Origin of the sequence: Janthinobacterium aestuarii (assembly GCF_051380835.1) — a bacterium.
GTDB classification, from domain to species: domain Bacteria; phylum Pseudomonadota; class Gammaproteobacteria; order Burkholderiales; family Burkholderiaceae_D; genus Janthinobacterium; species Janthinobacterium aestuarii.
Genome location: NZ_JBNYXU010000007.1, coordinates 19999 through 37421 on the forward strand (window position 1 = coordinate 19999; position 17423 = coordinate 37421).

At 61.9% G+C, this 17423-nt stretch carries 17 protein-coding genes; 12 read left to right on the forward strand and 5 right to left on the reverse strand.

Going from position 1 to position 17423, the window contains the following annotated elements; all coding sequences use genetic code 11:
- Window positions 1-11: 11 nt before the first annotated feature.
- Window positions 12-911 carry a LytR/AlgR family response regulator transcription factor gene (locus tag ACQ4WO_RS18610; RefSeq protein ID WP_436482725.1) on the reverse strand — a complete coding sequence of 300 codons (900 nt, stop codon included), beginning with the start codon at window positions 909-911 and terminating at the stop codon, window positions 12-14.
- Entirely contained in the window at window positions 908-2011 is a 1104-nt protein-coding gene (locus ACQ4WO_RS18615) for a sensor histidine kinase (protein ID WP_436482726.1), read from the reverse strand. Before ACQ4WO_RS18615 ends, ACQ4WO_RS18610 begins: the two co-directional genes overlap by 4 nt.
- 198 nt (window positions 2012-2209) lie before the next feature.
- Here ACQ4WO_RS18615 and ugpQ point away from each other — a divergent pair, with 198 nt between their 5' ends.
- A complete protein-coding gene (gene ugpQ, locus ACQ4WO_RS18620) occupies window positions 2210-2953 on the forward strand; it encodes a glycerophosphodiester phosphodiesterase (RefSeq protein WP_436482727.1) in 744 nt (247 codons plus the stop codon).
- 103 nt (window positions 2954-3056) lie between these two features.
- Here ugpQ and ACQ4WO_RS18625 read toward each other — a convergent pair whose 3' ends face one another.
- Window positions 3057-5126, reverse strand: a complete 2070-nt coding sequence (locus ACQ4WO_RS18625; protein WP_436482728.1) for a TonB-dependent receptor domain-containing protein — start codon at window positions 5124-5126, stop codon at window positions 3057-3059.
- Between the two features lie 157 nt (window positions 5127-5283).
- On the opposite strand from ACQ4WO_RS18625, the gene ACQ4WO_RS18630 reads away from it, so the two are divergent.
- From ACQ4WO_RS18630 to ACQ4WO_RS18655, 6 genes are all read left to right on the forward strand, one after another.
- Window positions 5284-5739, forward strand: a complete 456-nt coding sequence (locus tag ACQ4WO_RS18630) for a Fur family transcriptional regulator (RefSeq protein ID WP_436482729.1) — start codon at window positions 5284-5286, stop codon at window positions 5737-5739.
- A 121-nt stretch (window positions 5740-5860) separates the two neighbouring features.
- Complete coding sequence (gene alaS / locus ACQ4WO_RS18635; RefSeq protein ID WP_436482731.1) at window positions 5861-8473, forward strand: alanine--tRNA ligase; 2613 nt, start codon at window positions 5861-5863, stop codon at window positions 8471-8473.
- Window positions 8474-8710: 237 nt separating this feature from the next.
- On the forward strand, window positions 8711-8938 hold the full coding sequence (locus ACQ4WO_RS18640) for a sulfurtransferase TusA family protein (protein ID WP_010395510.1): 228 nt from the start codon (window positions 8711-8713) through the stop codon (window positions 8936-8938).
- 243 nt (window positions 8939-9181) lie between these two features.
- Window positions 9182-9931, forward strand: coding sequence for an electron transfer flavoprotein subunit beta/FixA family protein (locus ACQ4WO_RS18645; protein WP_034759884.1), 750 nt, complete (start codon window positions 9182-9184; stop codon window positions 9929-9931).
- A gap of 81 nt (window positions 9932-10012) precedes the next feature.
- A complete protein-coding gene (locus ACQ4WO_RS18650; RefSeq protein ID WP_034759881.1) occupies window positions 10013-10945 on the forward strand; it encodes an electron transfer flavoprotein subunit alpha/FixB family protein in 933 nt (310 codons plus the stop codon).
- A gap of 92 nt (window positions 10946-11037) precedes the next feature.
- Window positions 11038-12828, forward strand: a complete 1791-nt coding sequence (locus tag ACQ4WO_RS18655; protein WP_436482732.1) for an acyl-CoA dehydrogenase — start codon at window positions 11038-11040, stop codon at window positions 12826-12828.
- Window positions 12829-13031: 203 nt separating this feature from the next.
- On the opposite strand, the gene ACQ4WO_RS18660 is transcribed toward ACQ4WO_RS18655, so the two are convergent.
- Window positions 13032-13655 carry a glycine zipper 2TM domain-containing protein gene (locus ACQ4WO_RS18660; protein ID WP_034759873.1) on the reverse strand — a complete coding sequence of 208 codons (624 nt, stop codon included), beginning with the start codon at window positions 13653-13655 and terminating at the stop codon, window positions 13032-13034.
- A gap of 136 nt (window positions 13656-13791) precedes the next feature.
- The gene (locus ACQ4WO_RS18665) at window positions 13792-14226 is read right to left on the reverse strand and encodes an NINE protein (protein WP_436482733.1); all 435 of its coding nucleotides are present in this window, start codon (window positions 14224-14226) and stop codon (window positions 13792-13794) included.
- 288 nt (window positions 14227-14514) lie between these two features.
- On the opposite strand from ACQ4WO_RS18665, the gene rpsP reads away from it, so the two are divergent.
- The 5 genes from rpsP to ACQ4WO_RS18690 all read left to right on the forward strand — a co-directional run bounded on the left by rpsP (window position 14515) and on the right by ACQ4WO_RS18690 (window position 17389).
- Window positions 14515-14766 carry a 30S ribosomal protein S16 gene (rpsP, locus tag ACQ4WO_RS18670; protein ID WP_010395524.1) on the forward strand — a complete coding sequence of 84 codons (252 nt, stop codon included), beginning with the start codon at window positions 14515-14517 and terminating at the stop codon, window positions 14764-14766.
- Window positions 14767-14779: 13 nt separating this feature from the next.
- Entirely contained in the window at window positions 14780-15337 is a 558-nt protein-coding gene (gene rimM / locus ACQ4WO_RS18675) for a ribosome maturation factor RimM (RefSeq protein ID WP_034759867.1), read from the forward strand.
- A 50-nt stretch (window positions 15338-15387) separates the two neighbouring features.
- Complete coding sequence (gene trmD, locus ACQ4WO_RS18680; protein WP_436482734.1) at window positions 15388-16134, forward strand: tRNA (guanosine(37)-N1)-methyltransferase TrmD; 747 nt, start codon at window positions 15388-15390, stop codon at window positions 16132-16134.
- Between the two features lie 131 nt (window positions 16135-16265).
- Entirely contained in the window at window positions 16266-16649 is a 384-nt protein-coding gene (gene rplS / locus ACQ4WO_RS18685; RefSeq protein WP_010395528.1) for a 50S ribosomal protein L19, read from the forward strand.
- A gap of 80 nt (window positions 16650-16729) precedes the next feature.
- Window positions 16730-17389 carry a CoA pyrophosphatase gene (locus tag ACQ4WO_RS18690; RefSeq protein ID WP_034759862.1) on the forward strand — a complete coding sequence of 220 codons (660 nt, stop codon included), beginning with the start codon at window positions 16730-16732 and terminating at the stop codon, window positions 17387-17389.
- The last annotated feature ends 34 nt before the right edge of the window (window positions 17390-17423 follow it).

Below are 17423 nucleotides of genomic sequence, written 5' to 3' on the forward strand. Positions count from 1 at the left end.
TCTTGCGCGTCTTACATCTGGCGAAATAGATGAGCATATAAAGGGCTGACGCGCAGTTGCGCCGGGTGCTGGCGCAGGGTCAGCGACAGCTTGCCGGCCTCGTCGCGCACGGCCGTGGCGATGGCGCTGGCGTTGACGATGGTGCCCCGGTGGATTTGCCAGAATTGTTGCGGGTCCAGCTGGGGCAAGAGTTCCTTCAGGCTCGTGCGTATCAGCGCTTCGCTGTCCTGGCACACGACGTTGATATATTTGTCCAGCGCCTCGAAATAAACGACGTCGGCCAAGGCGATCATGCGCACGCTGTTGCCCACGGCCGCCCGTATCATTTGCAGGCGCGGCGCGGGCGGCAGCATGGCTTGCAGCTGGGCAAGCAGGCGAGCCATATTGTCATCGCTGGCGGTTCCGGCTGCCGGCGCTGCCGTAGCGGTCGTCGCTGGCGCTGAGGTTGCTGTTAATGTTGCTGTTGCTGTTGCTGTTGCTGCAGCGGTGCCGTTGCCAACGCCTTTGCCAACGCCGCTGTCGCGCAAGCGCTGCTGCAAGCGTTCCACCGTCTTGGCCAGGCGCGCATCGTTGACGGGTTTCAAGACGTAATCGGCGGCCGCGTGCTCGAAGGCGGCCAGCGCGTATTCGTCATAGGCGGTAACGAACACGATGTGGGGGAACGCGATGCCGTCCGGCCACTGTTCTGCCAGCTCCTCGGCCGCTTCCAGGCCCGTCTTGCCTGGCATCTTGATGTCGAGAAAGAGGATGTCGGGCTGCAACGCCAGGCCTTGCCGCAAGGCTTCCACGCCGTTGGGGCAGGTGGCGACAATGTCGAGTTCCGGCCACAGTCGCTGCAAGGCGTGCGCGAGGGCGGCGGCGAGTATGGGTTCGTCTTCGGCGATCAGGGCGCGCGGGGTAGGGCTGGTCATGGCGTGGGGCTCGCGGTGGTGGAGTGAATCGGTAATTGAAGGCGGGCCACGACGCCTGCCGACGGATTGGCGTCCAGTGACAGGCTGGCGGCATCGCCATGCATGCCGCGCAGGCGTTCGCGGATATTCGCCACGCCCAGCTGCGTACCTTTGGTCTGGCCCGGATGGTCGAGGCCCAGGCCATCGTCGCTGACGGTGAGCAGCAGCACGCCACCGTCCGTGGATGCCTGCACGTGGATATGGCCGCCTTCGATCTTCGGTTCTAGGCCGTGCTGAATGGCGTTTTCCACCAGCGGCTGCAGCAGCATGGGCGGCACCTTGATCTGGCGCAAGGCTGCGGGCAAGTCCAGCGTAAAGCGCAGGCGCGCGCCCATGCGTATCGACATCAGGCCCAGGTAGGCTTGCATCAGGGAAAACTCCTGTTCCAGGGTGGTGGATTCGGCGCGCGAGGAAGAGAGGGTGGCGCGCAAGTACTGGATCAGCTGGTCGAGCAGCAACTGGGCACGGTCCGGGTCAAAGCTGATCAGGCCCTGCAGGTTGGCCAGGGTATTGAACAGCATGTGCGGCTCGATTTGCGCCTGCAGCAACTGCAGTTGCGCCTGCATGGCCTGGCGTGCCACGGATTCGGCGCGGGCTTTTTCCTCGGCTGCTTCCATTTGCAGGCGCGCAATCTTTTCGCGGCTGCCAAAGAACAGGATGGCCGCCCCGGCCGCCGCCAAGGTGAAAACCGTCATGCCGACATTGCGTGGCGACATAGACACGGGCGCGGGAACGTCGATATTGGCCAGCCAGCCGAACAGCATGGTGCCGCCGACTTGCGCCACGGCGGCACTCACGATGATGAGGGCAGTGAAGGGCAGCCTTGGGGGGCGGCGTCCCTCTCCCCACCATGCCAGGCGGATGCCGTCGATGAGCAGGAAGGCGATGCCGCCGATGCACATCGATGCAAGCAGGTTGAGCCAGAAGCTTTGCCCACCGCTCATCACGAAGGTGATGAAGAGGGCACACAGGACATTGAGCAGCAGCGCATAACGGGCGTCGCCCAGCAGGCGCCGGTAGGGAAAGCCCGTCTTGCGGGGGGCGGTGTCGGTAGTGTGCATGCGGGACTGCTTTCGGGAGGACGTTCGGGTTGGCAATGCGGCAATTATGGGCGGCTCTGCATGCGGGCGCAACGCCGATGCGACGAAACTGGGAGCAGACGGCGCCAATCGCCTGATCGCGTCCTTTACATGGTGGCGCTTGCACGCGATGATGGCAAGACGTCTTGACCGACAACCTCCTCATGATAAAGGAACACCATGTGGCCTTACCCACGCACCTTGGCGCACCGCGGCGGCGGCACCCTGGCGCCTGAAAACACCCTGGCCGCCCTGCGCTGCGGCCTGGCCTACGGCTACCGCGCCGTGGAATTCGACGTCATGCTGGCGTCCGACGGCGTGCCCGTCGTCGTGCACGACCCCGAGCTGGGCCGCACCGTGGCCGGCAGCGGGCACATCAACAATTACACGGCCGCGCAGCTGGGGACGATGGAGGCGGGCGCCTGGTTTGGCGCCGCATTCGCGGGCGAAGGCGTGCCCACATTCGAGGCCGTGGTGGCGTATTGCAAGGCGCAGCGCATCTGGATGAATATCGAAATCAAGCCGGCGCCCGGTTTCGACGCCCAGACAGGGATGGTGGTGGCGCGCGCCACGCGCGACTACTTTGCAGAGGAAATCGCCGCTGGCGAATTGCTGCCGCTGCTGTCGTCGTTCAGCATCGACGCGCTGGAAGCGGCGCGCCAGGCGGCGCCGGAACTGGCGCGCGGCTGGCTGGTCGAAGAAATACCTTCTGATTGGGCGAAAAAGGCGAAGGAACTGGACGTCGTGGCTATCCATTGCGACCACCAGCCACTGACGCCGGAACTGGCGCGAGAGGTCAAGGAGGCGGGATACGGGCTGTTCTGCTACACCGTCAACACGCCCGAACGGGCCAGCGAATTGCTGGCCTGGGGCGTGGATGGGTTTTGCACGGACAGGATAGATATTATTCCATCCATGGCGTAGGTCGGATTAGGCGCGCAGCGCCGTAATCCGACAACATTGTTGGCGCCGCTGGTGTTGTCGGCTTACGCGCTTGCGCGCTAAGCCGACCTACGTTTCAAACAACTTAGAAAGTTACGCGCATGCCGACGGTCACATTTCGCCCCATCAACGGCGCCGCATTCTTGATGAACGAAGTGTGGCTGTACGCCAGTTCATTCGTCAGGTTGTTCGCCTTGATGTAGAACTGGGCTGGCGTCGTGCCGATGCGCGTGTCGTAGTTGGCGGAGAGGTTCAGCATGTTGTAGCCCGGTGTTGCCGTTTCGAACGCGGCCACTTTATCCTGCTTGCCCACGCGGTAGAACTCGGCCACGCCGCTCCATGCCTGCCAGTTGGCGTCGAACTTCACGCCCAAACGCTGGGCCGGGATGCGCGGCAGGTTATTGTTGTCACCCGCGCCGCCGTCGGCCAGCTTGGCCCGTACGTAGTCGCCGAACACGCTGGCGCCGACCATGGGGTTCAGCTGCTGGCGGATCTGCCCTTCCACGCCCGTAAACGTGGCGTCGCGCTGGGCGTACTGGATCAGCTGGAAGCCTTCGTGGTTGTCCAGGGTGGAGCCGAAGATGTAGTTATCGACCTTGTTGCGGTAGGCGCTGGCCGAGAACGTCGTGGCGCCCGCATATTTGCGCAAGGTCAAGTCGATATTGTTCGACGTTTCCTTGCCCAGGTTTTCATTGCCCAGTTCATACGTGGCCGTGGCCATGTGCACGCCGTGCGCATACAGTTCCTCGGCGCTGGGCAAACGGTGCGTGCGGGAAATGGTCGAACCGAGCGAATACTGGGGCGCAAATTTCCACACGGCGCCCAGGGAGACCGAGGTGCCCTTGGCGCTGCGGTCTTGCAAGGTGGCGCTGTCGACCGTGATGTCTTGCCATTCGTGGCGCAAGCCTGCTTCGAAGCGCCATTGGTCGAGCTTGTATTCCTCGACCAGGAAGGCCGCGTGTTTCTTCGTTACTGTCGGCGCCACGTACGCTTCTTCGCCCAGGGCGGAGAAATCGCGCTTCGACGTTTGCAGGCCGACCACGCCGCGCCAGCCGAAGACGGGATGGTGCTCCATTTCCAGGCGCGCATCGTGGCCCTTGTTCTTGAAGGTGGTGGCGATTTCCGTGCCTTCGATTTCATCGTGCTTGTAGTCGGTGAACGAAGCGCGCAGGCGCAGCTTGGCGAAGCCGGGCACGGGATCGCGCAATTCGCCGCGCACGTCCCAGCGTTCGCTCTTCAGTTTTACGTAGGGAACGGCACCATCTTCATGGTCGTGGTCATGTTCCTCTTCATCACCGTGGTCGTGGCCTTCGTGGCCGCCGCAATGCAGGTGCGTGCCGTGCGGGTGGCAGCTTTCGAATTCGTGGTTGTGGCCGGGCAAGCCATATTCCGCGTGCTGGCTGGTGAAGGCCAGGCCCAGGAAGCCCCGCTCGCCCACCCACGACACGCCCACGCTGCCCGTGTCCGTCTTGTTGTAGCTGCCGCCTACTTTCGAGCCGCCTTCCCAGCCGCTGCCGACCTTGTATTCTTTCGCATCGCGCTTGACGCCTTCCGCGTGGAAGGCGATGTTGCCGGAGCCGCCGGTCACTTCAAAGGCGCCCGCCTTTTCGCGCGCGGCCGAGTTGGCGCGCACTTCCGAACTGCCTTCAAAACCTTTCGCCGGCACGCGCGTGGGGATTTTCTTGTCGATCACATTGACGACACCGCCGACGGCACCGCCGCCGTAGGCCAGCGCGGATGGGCCGCGCAAGACTTCAATCTGTTCCGACAGCATCGGCTCGGCCGCGACGGCATGGTCGGGGCTGATGGTCGACGCATCCTGCACTTCGGCGCCATCGGACAGCACCTTGACGCGCGGGCCATCCATGCCGCGGATGATGGGACGGCTGGCGCCGGCGCCGAAATGGCTGGACGTGATGCCGGGCTGGCCGGCCAGGGTTTCGCCGAGGGTCGCTTCGCGGGCGCGCACCAGTTCCTCGCCTTCGAGTACGGTAACGGGCGTGCTCATGTCGTCGCTGCCCAAGGCCAGGGCGCTGGCCGAGACGGTGACGGCGGGCAAGGTTGTCGCCTGCTGCGCCAGTGCGCTGGCGGGAGCGGCAAAGGCCAGCATGATGGCCAGCGCGAGGGGTGTGGGTTGGTGAGGACGGACGGACATGGGCAAAAGTTCCTTATTCGCTATCGGTATTGGCAGGGTTGGGGCAGCGCGTGACAGGTAAATGCCTGCCCTAAGTTGATAATGATAACCCATTATCATTATCGTGTGACAGTTTTTCCGGACAGTAGATACAGGTGGATGGTGTATTCTGTCGGCTATGGAACGCACAACACGTCAAAAAACCGCTATTCAAGCCGCCATCGAGTCGGCCCAGCGCCCCTTGTCGGCGCAGGAAATCCTCGAACAGGCCAGCTTGCAAGTGACGCAGCTGGGCATCGCCACCGTTTACCGCAACTTGAAGTCCCTGGTGCTGGAAGAAAAGGTGCACGTGGTGACCTTGCCGGGCGAAAACCCGCGCTACGAGTCGAACACGGCGGCGAATCACCATCACCACCATTTCCAGTGCACCACGTGCCAGCGCGTGTTCGACGTCCATGATTGCCCGGGCGACTTGAAGCGCATGGCGCCGCAAGGCTTTGTCGTCGAGCGCCACGAACTGACCCTGTACGGCCGCTGCGCCGACTGCAATGCCGCCGCGGGTGCCAAGGGGGCCGCGGCCGCCAAGGCCAAGCCCGCGCCACACGCCTGCGCCAGCCACCACGACCCGGCCTGAGCGGGCGGGGCGGCATGCGTGGGCAGGCTTGCAACAATGCTGCCTGCCCGGCGCCAATTCCCGTACCTAGATCACGTATAATCTTCCCTTTAAAGCTGCCGCCACTCTTTGCCAAAAAAACATGAAATCAACTGAAATCCGCGACAAGTTCCTCAAATTTTTCGAGTCCAAGGGCCATTCCATCGTCCGTTCCAGCTCCCTGGTGCCAGGCAACGATCCGACCTTGCTGTTGACGAACAGCGGCATGGTGCAATTCAAGGATGTGTTTACGGGCACGGACAGCCGTCCCTACACGCGCGCCACCTCGGTGCAGCGCTGCGTGCGCGCCGGCGGCAAGCACAACGATCTGGAAAACGTCGGCTACACGGCGCGCCACCATACTTTCTTTGAAATGCTGGGCAACTTCAGCTTCGGCGACTATTTCAAGCGCGACGCGATTCAATACGCGTGGGAACTGCTGACCAAAGTCTATGGCTTGCCGGCTGACAAGCTGACCGTCACCGTCTACATCGAAGATGACGAGGCCTACGATATCTGGGCGAAAGAAATCGGCGTGCCTGTCGAGCGCATCATCCGCATCGGCGACAACAAGGGTTCGCGCTACGCCTCGGACAATTTCTGGCAGATGGCGGACACGGGCCCATGCGGTCCTTGCACGGAAATCTTCTACGACCATGGCGCCGACATTCCTGGCGGCCCGCCGGGCTCGCCTGACGAAGACGGCGACCGCTTCATTGAAATCTGGAACCTCGTGTTCATGCAGTTCAACCGCGACGAAGCGGGTGTCATGCACAAGCTGCCGAAGCCTTGCGTCGACACGGGCATGGGCATGGAGCGCCTGGCCGCCGTGCTGCAGCACGTGCATTCGAACTATGAAATCGACCTGTTCCAGCATTTGATCCGCGCCGCCGCGCGCGAAACGGGCGCCACGGACCTGGAAAACAAGTCGCTGCGCGTGATCGCCGACCACATCCGCGCCGCCGCCTTCATGATCGTCGACGGCATCATCCCGGGCAGCGAAGGCCGCGCGTATGTTCTGCGCCGCATCATCCGCCGCGCCTTGCGCCATGGCCACAAGCTGGGCCAGACGAAACCGTTCTTCTACAAGCTGGTGGCGGATCTGGCCATCGAGATGGGCGGCGCCTATCCCGAGCTGGAAGAAGCGAAAGACAACGTCGCCAACATGCTCAAAGCCGAGGAAGAGCGTTTCGGCGAAACCCTGGAAACGGGCATGAAAGTGCTGGAAGCGCAGCTGGCCAAGGATGCCACGGGCATCGACGGCGCCACCGCTTTTACCTTGTACGAAACCTACGGCTTCCCGCCGGACCTGACGGCCGACATCTGCCGCGAACGCAATATCACGTTCGACCAGGCCGGCTACGACGCGGCCCTGAAGGAAAGCCAGGAACTGTCGCGCAAGGGCGGCAAGACGCACAAGGACAGCAAGGTCGAGTACACGGGCGAGAAAAACAAATTCGTCGGCTACGATCAATTGACGTTCAGCGGCAAGGTCGTCGCGCTGTATGCGGCCGGCACGCAGGTAGCTGAACTGAAAGCGGGCCAGGAAGGCATCGTCGTGCTCGACACGACGCCGTTCTACGCGGAATCGGGCGGCCAGGTGGGCGACCAGGGCGTGATCGCCACGGGCGCGGGCAGCTTTGCCGTCAGCGATACCCTGAAAATCCAGGCTGACGTGTTCGGCCACCACGGCGTGCTCGAATCGGGCGTGCTGAAGGTGGGCGACGCCGTCTCGGCGCAAGTCGATACGGCCAAGCGCGCGCGCACCATCCGCAACCACTCGGCCACGCACTTGATGCACAAGGCCTTGCGCGAAGTGCTGGGCGGCCACGTGGCGCAAAAGGGTTCGCTGGTCGATCCGGACAAAACCCGTTTCGACTTCAGCCACAATGCGCCGATGACGGCGGAACAGATCGCCGCCGTGGAAACCATCGTCAATAAAGAGATCCTGGAAAATCGTGCCACGCAAGCCCACTTGATGTCGTTTGACGATGCCGTCAAGCATGGCGCGATGGCCCTGTTCGGCGAGAAATACGGCGATGAAGTGCGCGTGCTCGACATCGGCAGCTCGAAAGAGCTGTGCGGCGGCGTCCACGTGCAGCGCACGGGCGATATCGGCCTGTTCAAGATCATCGGCGAAAGCGGCGTTGCCGCCGGTATCCGCCGCGTGGAAGCCGTGACGGGCGAGGGCGCGCTGGCGCTGGTGCAAACCATCAACCGCCGCCTGGTCGAAGCGGCCAATGCCCTGAAGGCGCAGCCGGAAGAGCTGACTGCCCGCATCGGCCAGGTGCAGGACCACGTGAAGGCGCTGGAGAAGGAACTGGCCGCGCTGAAATCGAAACTGGCTTCGGGCCAGGGCGATGAACTGGTCACGCAAGCCGTCGACGTCAATGGCATCAAGGTGCTGGCGGCCGTGCTGGACGGCGCCGACGTGGCCCGTTTGCGCGAAACCATGGACAAGCTGAAGGACAAGCTGAAAACGGCCGCCATCGTGCTGGCCAGCGTGGCGGACGGCAAGGTCAGCCTGATCGCCGGCGTGACGGCGGACGCGACTTCCAAGGTCAAAGCGGGCGAGCTGGTGAACTTCGTTGCACAGCAAGTGGGCGGAAAAGGCGGCGGACGCCCCGATATGGCGCAGGCTGGCGGTACCGATCCGAGCGGTCTGGCGAACGCCCTGGCTGGCGTGCCGGCCTGGGTCGGCGAGCGCGTGAAATAAAGCGTAAGCTAGCAGGCATGCGGGGTTTTCGCCCCACAGCCCCTTGAAAACGGCCCGCAGACGGTGTTTGCGGGCCGTTTTGCCGTGTGGAATCTCGTTGTGACACCACAACAGCCGATGAACTATTTTGGTGCAGCGCGTCAATGCCCCTGATTTAGAGTAGTATGTCGAAAATCAGTACAACAAAACAATGGTGGGATATTGATGATGAGCGACACACTACTTGATACCGAGATTATGGAATTTCACAAAGAACTCGACGCGCGGGGCTTGAATTGCCCGTTGCCGATTCTGAAGGCGAAAAAGGCTTTGTCAGAGCTGCAGAGCGGGGAAGTGCTGCGCATCATGGCAACCGATCCCGGTTCCGTGCGCGACTTCCAGGCTTTCGCCAAGCAAACGGGCAACGCCCTGCTGTCGCATGTGCAGACGGGTACCGAATTCGTCTTCCTGATGCAACGCAAATAATTCTGCCAGCCGGGGCCGCCGTGGCGCGGCCTGGTTTTCCTTCCCGAGCCAGCCCTTTTGCTGCCCTGCAGCGTAGCGGCGGACACCCCAGAAATCCCCGAAGCTGGACAGTTTAGATGGATTGCTCTAACAAAAAATCGCACGATCGTGCTTAAATTCGGTTCAAGATTCAAATTTCTCTTATAATCGAACGCACAATCAGCACTTGATCCGTCATTTTTATAATTTCCCAAAGGCATAGCTATGAAAGTCTTGGTACCCGTCAAACGCGTGGTCGACTATAACGTCAAAGTCCGCGTCAAGAGTGACGGCACTGGCGTCGATACCGCCAACGTCAAAATGTCGATGAACCCTTTCGATGAGATCGCGCTGGAAGAAGCGATGCGCCTGAAAGAAGCCGGCAAGGTCACTGAAGTGGTCGCCATCTCCTGCGGCGTGACGCAGTGCCAGGAAACCCTGCGCACGGCCATGGCCATCGGCGCCGACCGCGGCATCCTGGTGGAAACGACGACCGAACTGGAACCGCTGGCCGTGGCCAAGCTGGTGAAATCCCTGGCCGAGAAAGAACAGCCGCAACTGATCATCCTGGGCAAGCAAGCGATCGATGACGACAGCAACCAGACCGGCCAGATGCTGGCAGCCCTGCTGGGTTGGCCGCAAGCCACGTTCGCTTCGAAAGTCGTGCTGGAAGACGGCAAAGTCACCGTCACCCGCGAAGTCGACGGCGGCCTGGAAACCCTGGCATTGACCTTGCCAGCGATCATCACCACCGACCTGCGTTTGAACGAGCCACGCTATGTGACCCTGCCGAACATCATGAAGGCCAAGAAAAAGCCGCTCGAGACCGTCAAGCCGGAAGACCTGGGCGTCGACGTTGCGCCACGCCTGAAGACCCTGAAAGTCGTCGAGCCAGCCAAGCGCTCGGCCGGCATCAAGGTCCCGGACGTCGCTACCCTGGTCGCCAAGCTGCGTACCGAAGCCAAGGTTATCTGAGCGGTTTGCCGCCAAAACATAAAATCTGGGGTCAGACCCGGCGGGTCTGACCCCGGCACTTGCTAACTATTAGGAATAATCATGGTCGCATTAGTTATTGCTGAACACGACAACGCTACCTTAAAGGGCAGCACCCACCACACCGTGACGGCGGCTGCCCAGTGCGGCGGCGACGTGCACGTACTGGTCGCAGGTTCGAACGCATCGGCCGCTGCCGCTGCCGCCGCGCAAATCGCCGGCGTGACGAAAGTCATCGTGGCCGACGCGCCATACTTTGCCGACGGCCTGGCCGAAAACGTGGCCGAGCAAGTGCTGGCCATTGCCGGCAACTACAGCCACATCCTGGCGCCAGCCACCGCCTACGGCAAGAACATCCTGCCGCGCGTGGCCGCCAAGCTGGACGTGGCGCAAATCTCGGAAATCACCAAGGTCGATTCCCCTGACACCTTCGAGCGCCCGATCTACGCCGGTAACGCGATTGCCACCGTGCAATCTGGCGACAAGATCAAGGTCATCACCGTGCGCACGACCGGTTTCGACGCCGCCGCCGCCACCGGCGGTTCGGCTGCCACCGAAACCGTCGCCGCCGTTGCCGATGCCGGCAAATCGGCCTTCGTGGGCCGCGAACTGGCCAAGTCCGACCGTCCTGAACTGACCGCCGCGAAAATCATCGTGTCGGGCGGCCGTGGCATGGGTTCGGCCGAAAACTTCCACATCCTGGAACCGCTGGCCGACAAGCTGGGCGCCGCCATGGGTGCTTCGCGCGCCGCCGTCGATGCCGGCTTCGTGCCGAACGACTGGCAAGTGGGCCAGACGGGCAAGATCGTCGCGCCATCGCTGTACATCGCCGTCGGTATCTCGGGCGCGATCCAGCATCTGGCCGGCATGAAGGACTCGAAGACCATCGTCGCCATCAACAAGGATCCGGAAGCGCCGATCTTTGCCGTGGCCGACTACGGCATCGTGGGCGATCTGTTCGAGATCGTGCCGCAACTGGTGAAAGAACTGGGCTAATTTAAACCCACACAGGTTTTGTATATTGCAAAGCCACGCCGGCCCGCCCCACACGGCGAGCCGCGCGTGGCTTTTTTCTTGGAGAAAAGAAGATGAGCTATCAAGCCCCGCTGAAAGACATGTTGTTCGTGATGAACGAACTGGCCGGCCTGGCCGAAATCCACACTTTACCGGGTTGCGAAGACGCGACGCCCGACACGGCCGAAGCCGTGCTGGAAGAGAACGCCAAGTTCTGCGGCGGCGTGGTGGCCCCTTTGAACGGCCCCAGCGACAAGGAACCGAGCTTCTGGCACGACGGGCAAGTGACGACCTCGAAAGGCTTCAAGGAAGCGTTCAAGGCCTATGGCGAAGCGGGCTGGCAGGGCGTGCAGCATCCGACCGAGTTCGGCGGCCAGGGCTTGCCCAAGCTCCTGGCCACGCCGTGCATCGAAATGCTCAACTCGGCCAGCATCTCGTTCGCCCTCGTTGCCTTGCTGTCGGACGGCGCCATCGAAGCGCTGCTGACGGCCGGCAGCGACGAGCAAAAGGCGGTCTACCTGGAAAACCTGGTGTCGGGCAAGTGGACAGGCACCATGAATCTGACGGAGCCGCAAGCCGGCTCCGACCTGGCCGCCGTGCGCACGCGCGCCGTGCCGCAGGAAGACGGCACCTATAAAGTGTTCGGCACGAAGATTTTCATCACGTACGGCGAGCACGACATGGCGGAAAACATCGTCCACCTGGTGCTGGCCCGCACGCCGGACGCGCCCGCCGGCGTAAAAGGTATCTCGCTGTTCATCGTGCCGAAGTTCCTCGTCAATGCGGACGGCAGCCTGGGGGCGCGCAACGACGCGCACTGCGTCTCCATCGAGCACAAGCTGGGCATCAAGGCCAGCCCGACGGCCGTGCTGCAATTCGGCGACCACGGCGGTGCTATCGGCACCCTGGTGGGCGAGGAAAACCGCGGCCTCGAGTACATGTTCATCATGATGAACGCGGCCCGCTTCGGCGTGGGCTTGCAAGGCATCGGCCTGGCCGAGCGCGCCTACCAGCAGGCCGTGGCATTCGCCAAGGACCGCGTGCAGTCGCGCGACCTGGCCGGATCCAGTGGCCCGGTTTCCATCATCCACCACCCGGACGTGCGCCGCATGCTGATGTCCATGCGTTCGCAAACGGAGGCGGCGCGCGCGCTGGCCTATGTGGGCGCGGCCATCAGCGACGTGGCGCACCACCATCCCGATGCGGACGTGCGCGCGGAAAGCCTGGCGACGTATGAATACCTGGTCCCTGTCATCAAGGGCTGGGCCACGGAAATGTCGCAGGACGTCACGCGCGATGGCGTGCAAGTGCATGGCGGCATGGGTTTCATCGAAGAAACGGGCGCCGCCCAGCATTACCGCGATGCCAAGATTCTCACCATCTACGAAGGCACGACGGCCATCCAGGCGAACGACCTCGTGGGCCGCAAGACCGTGCGCGACGGCGGCGCCGTGGCGAAAGCCATCATCGCCCAGGTGCGTGCCACGGAAGCCCAGCTGGGCGAGCTGACGGGCGCCGACTTCCAGGCCATGCAGCGTCACCTGGCCGAAGGCAGCGCGGCCCTCGAAGCGGTTGTGGAATACGTCGTGGCGAACATGAAGACGGACATCAAGGCCGTGTTTGCAGGCAGCGTGCCGTACCTGAAACTGGCCGGGATCGTGCTGGGCGGCTGGCAAATGGCGCGCGCGGCCGTGGTGGCGCAGCAAAAGCTGGGCGAAGGCAGCGGCGACGCCGCGTTCTACAAGGCGAAAATCGCCACGGCCCGCTTCTTTGCCGACCACATCTTGTCGCAAGCGCCAGGACTGCGCGCCACCATCATCGACGGCAGCGCCGGCGTGATGGCGCTGTCGGAAGAGCAGTTTTAACCGGGGTCAGACCCCCCCCCCTCGTCCGCTAACGCCGAGCTTTGATGTTAGCGTTGGCGAGGGGGCTGACCCCAGCAGTTTGCTGAAGGCAGACTGAATGAAAAAAAGCGCTGGAGATCACTCTCCAGCGCTTTTTTTAACCCCAAAAGCAAATTCTGGGGTCGTACCCTCAGGGTACGACCCCGGCCTTTCTTGGGTTCAGCTTACCTTCTGGCAATGCCATTACCCGAATTGCGCACGAGGTCGCCAGCAGCCAGCCCTGGATCCTGATCAAACGCGAAGTCAGCCTTGGCGCCCGTCTCGTATTGCACGGTGACGGTCCACGTCTTGGCGTTCTTCATGTGGCCTTCGACTTGCTTGCCGGCATACGCGCCGCCAGCGGCGCCGGCCAGGGTGGCCAGGTCCTTGCCGCGTCCGCCGCCGACCTGGCGGCCCAGCAGGGCGCCGGCCACGCCGCCGCCAATCATGCCCAGGGCGCCGCCTTCGCCGGCTTTTTCAGTGACGTTGACTGCCAGCACCTTGCCGCACTCGGCGCAGATCTGCTGGGCAGGCTTGCTGTTCTGGCCAGCGTACGAGTTGCCGGCCTTTTGCGCGGCCTTGGCGTTGATGATGGCCTGGTCGTATTCGCCCTTGGCGTCGCGCAGGCATTGCATGCGGGCTTTCGAGCTGGTTTCTTCTGCGCACAATTTCTTGTCGTCCGCGTAGCGGGTGCTGGCTTGCTTCGTGTCGTACGCGTATTGCGCCTTCGGCGACAGGTTTTGCGCGAAGGCGGAGGTGCTGAACAGGGCCGTGATGGCGACTGCGAGGATGAGTGGGCGACGAATCATGATCTTCTCCTAGGGGGTGTTAAATGAACCAGTAATGTCGGCATTGTGAATGCAGTATAGAGGAAAATCATGATTGCTTACCAACACTTACATGTGCGTGCGGCGCGCCTTGATGGCGGTGGTTGCTACATGGAAATTAACCGTAGGCGCCGCCTGTGTACAGCAGGTCGAACAGGCGCGCCATGGTGGCGATCAGCACGCCCGCGCCTAGCATCAAGGTAGCGACCAGCACGACGGCCAGGGGCCAGCCCGTGTCCGACGCGCGGCCTGAGGCGGCGTTGTAGCGCGCATCCCATTTGTCGTCCGGCATCAGACCCAGCACCAGCGCTTCCAGGAAGCCGCCCAGCGCGGACAGGGTCAGCGGCAATATCTGGTAAAACCAGTCGGCATCGGGAAACAGTTGGCGCAGCAGCAGGGAGGCGGGCAGGGCGGTCAGGTGTAGCCAGCCCCAGCGGTCCTTGGCGCCGTGCAGGTAGAAGCGGTGGGCGCCCAGGCAGCCCAGCAAAAAGGCCAGCAGGCTGGTGAATGCCTTGTTCTTGTGCGACTGTTGCAAAATGGTAGCGGTGGTCATGGGACTCCAGAGTTGCTCATCGGTAAAGATTGTCAGTATCGGTCATTCCCTGCCGCAACGATAGCACTTTCGTGCCGTGTTCAGGCGATGCTGACGCGTGCCGGCGCCGCGTGGACGTGGCATCGGCGGCACGATAGACGCACGCGCCTATTGCGTCTTCGGCCATGACTGGTCATAATGTTTGATTAGCCCAAATTACACGCCCGTCATCATAACGCTTGCTGCCTGGCGGTAAAGCGCGCTATAATTTGCGGCTTTTTCCGCCTCAGCACACTTTTTGGAAATATTATGGTCGTTATTCGTTTAGCTCGTGGAGGCGCCAAGAAGCGCCCGTTCTTCAACATCGTCGCTACTGATTCGCGCAATCGCCGCGATGGTCGCTTCATTGAGCGTATCGGTTTTTACAACCCGATGGCGCAAGGTGGCGAAGTTCCACTGCGTATCACCGCAGACCGTCTGGCCTACTGGCAAGGCGTTGGCGCACAATTGTCGCCAACCGTTGCTCGCCTGGTAGCTAGCAACAACAAAGCAGCAGCTTAATTAGATCACTGGTTTGACGGTCAAGACTGCATCCGGGGTGAAAGTCCCCGATGACCTGGTACAGGTAGGCTATGTCTCCGGTGCTTATGGCATTGCTGGCGGAGTCAGGATCACTCCTTTCTCCGACGATGCGGATGCATTATTAAGCGTCAAAACCTGGTGGTTTGATAAACCGACCTTGCATGATGTTCAAGTCAGGCAAGCGAAGTTACACGGCGGCGACGTCGTGGCCCAGCTGGTGGGTGTGGTGGGGCGGGATGCCGCAGAAGCGCTGAAAGGCGTCTCTGTGCAAATTCCGCGTAGCCATTTCCCTACGCTGACGGCCGATGAATTTTATTGGTCCGATCTGATCGGACTGACAGTCGAGAATTTGCAAGGCGAGTGCCTCGGCACAGTGCACGACATGATGAGCAATGGTCCGCAGTCGATCTTGCGCGTTACGCCCGTCGCCACTGCCGATGAGACCGTTGAAAAGGCGCCTGAGCGCCTGATCCCGTTTGTTGGCCAGTTTGTCATTAACGTTGACAAGGCCGCCAGCAAGATCACGGTCGACTGGGGCCTCGATTATTAAACCGCCTGCGCTTAACTTTGCGCCGGGCAATGTTTTCAGGATGGTGAGCGATGCAATTTGATGTCGTGACCCTGTTCCCGGAAATGTTTGCCGCGCTGACGCAGTCGGGTGTGACCCGGCGCGCCTTCGAGCAGGGGAAATGTGGCTTGTCGCTGTGGAATCCCCGTGATTTCACGACCGACAATCACCGTACCGTGGATGACCGCCCGTATGGCGGCGGCCCCGGCATGGTGATGATGGCCCGTCCCCTCGAAGCGACAATTACTGCCGCGAAGCAACGCCAGACCGCATTCGGACTGGCGGCGCCCCGCGTGGTATTCATGTCGCCGCAAGGCCGTCCGCTGACGCACGAGCGCGTCACGCAGCTGAAAGCCGAACCTGGTTTGGTGATCCTGTGTGGCCGCTATGAAGCCGTGGACCAGCGTTTGCTGGACCGTTGCGTCGACGAGGAAATCAGCGTCGGCGACTTCGTTTTGTCGGGCGGTGAATTGCCTGCCATGGCGCTGATGGATGCGGTGATCCGTTTGTTGCCGGGTGTCTTGAACACCGAGGCATCGGCCATCGAGGACAGCTTCGTCAATGGCTTGCTCGATTCGCCGCACTACACGCGGCCGGAAACATATGAAGGCATGGCCGTGCCGCCCGTCTTGATGGGTGGCAATCATGCCGAGATCGTCAAATGGCGCCGCCAGCGCATGCTGGAAGCGACTGCGACAAAGCGGCCTGACCTGCTGGTCAGTGCACGCGCCGCCGGCTTGCTCAGCAAGACCGACGAAAAATTCTTGGCCAGCCTGTAAGCCGTCTCCGGACGGCCGGCAGGGTGGCCAGTAGTGCCGGGCATGTTGCCCATATTGTGTTACCCATCCTCTACCGGGCGGATACTTGCTATCCACAGTGCGCCGGCATGATGGTTTTCGGAGTGTTAAAAATGGACTTGATTCAACAATTAGAGCAGGAAGAAATTGCTCGTCTGGGTAAAACCATTCCTGAATTCGCACCAGGCGATACCGTTATCGTCAGCGTCAACGTAGTCGAAGGTACGCGCAAGCGCGCCCAGGCTTACGAAGGCGTCGTTATCTCCCGTCGTAACCGTGGCCTGAACTCGAACTTCATCGTTCGCAAGATCTCGTCCGGCGAAGGCGTTGAGCGTACGTTCCAACTGTACTCGCCGCTGATCGCTTCGATCGAAGTGAAACGCCGTGGTGATGTTCGCCGCGCCAAGCTGTACTATCTGCGTGAGCGTTCGGGTAAATCGGCGCGTATCAAAGAAAAATTGCCAAATCGCCGCGTTGTGGCGAAAGCAAGCGCGTAATATCAGCGTCTGCGTTGGGAAAAGGGGTGCCGTATTGGTGCCCCTTTTTTTATTCTGAATTGCTATTGAGGCAAGCTGCCATGGCCACCATCGCATTTGATCCCAAACAACTTGCCATCGATTCGATCGCTGGCGAGGCGGCGCTGGACGCCGTGCGCCTGACGCCGGACTGGCTGCGCCAGCGCCTGGCAGAACAGCCCGACTGGCAGCCCGAGATTACCCAGGATTTCCTTTCCGCCCGCGCCGTGCCCGTGCGCGCCGCCGTACTGATTCCCCTCGTGCAACGCCCGCAAGGCTTGACCATCTTGCTCACCATGCGCACGGACCACCTGAGCAGCCATGCGGGGCAGGTCAGCTTTCCCGGCGGGCGCAGCGAAGCCTTCGATGCGTCGCCCATCGCCACGGCCCTGCGCGAAACGGAAGAAGAAGTGGGCCTGGCGCGCGAGCACATCGAAGTGCTCGGTTGCCTGCCCGACTACCTGACGGGCACCGGCTACCAGGTCACGCCCGTGGTGGGCCTGGTGACGCCGCCGTTCGAGCTGCGCGCCGACCCGTCGGAAGTGGCGGAAATCTTCGAAGTGCCGCTGGCTTTCCTCATGGATGGCCTCAACCATCAGCGCCTGTCCGTGGAATTGCCCGGTGGACGGCGCTCGTTTTACGCCATGCCGTACGAGCGCTTCTACATCTGGGGTGCCACCGCCGGCATGCTGCGCAATCTGTTTCACCTCTTGCGCGCGTAAAATGGCGTCCCGCACGTAATAAGTTTGATTCCAG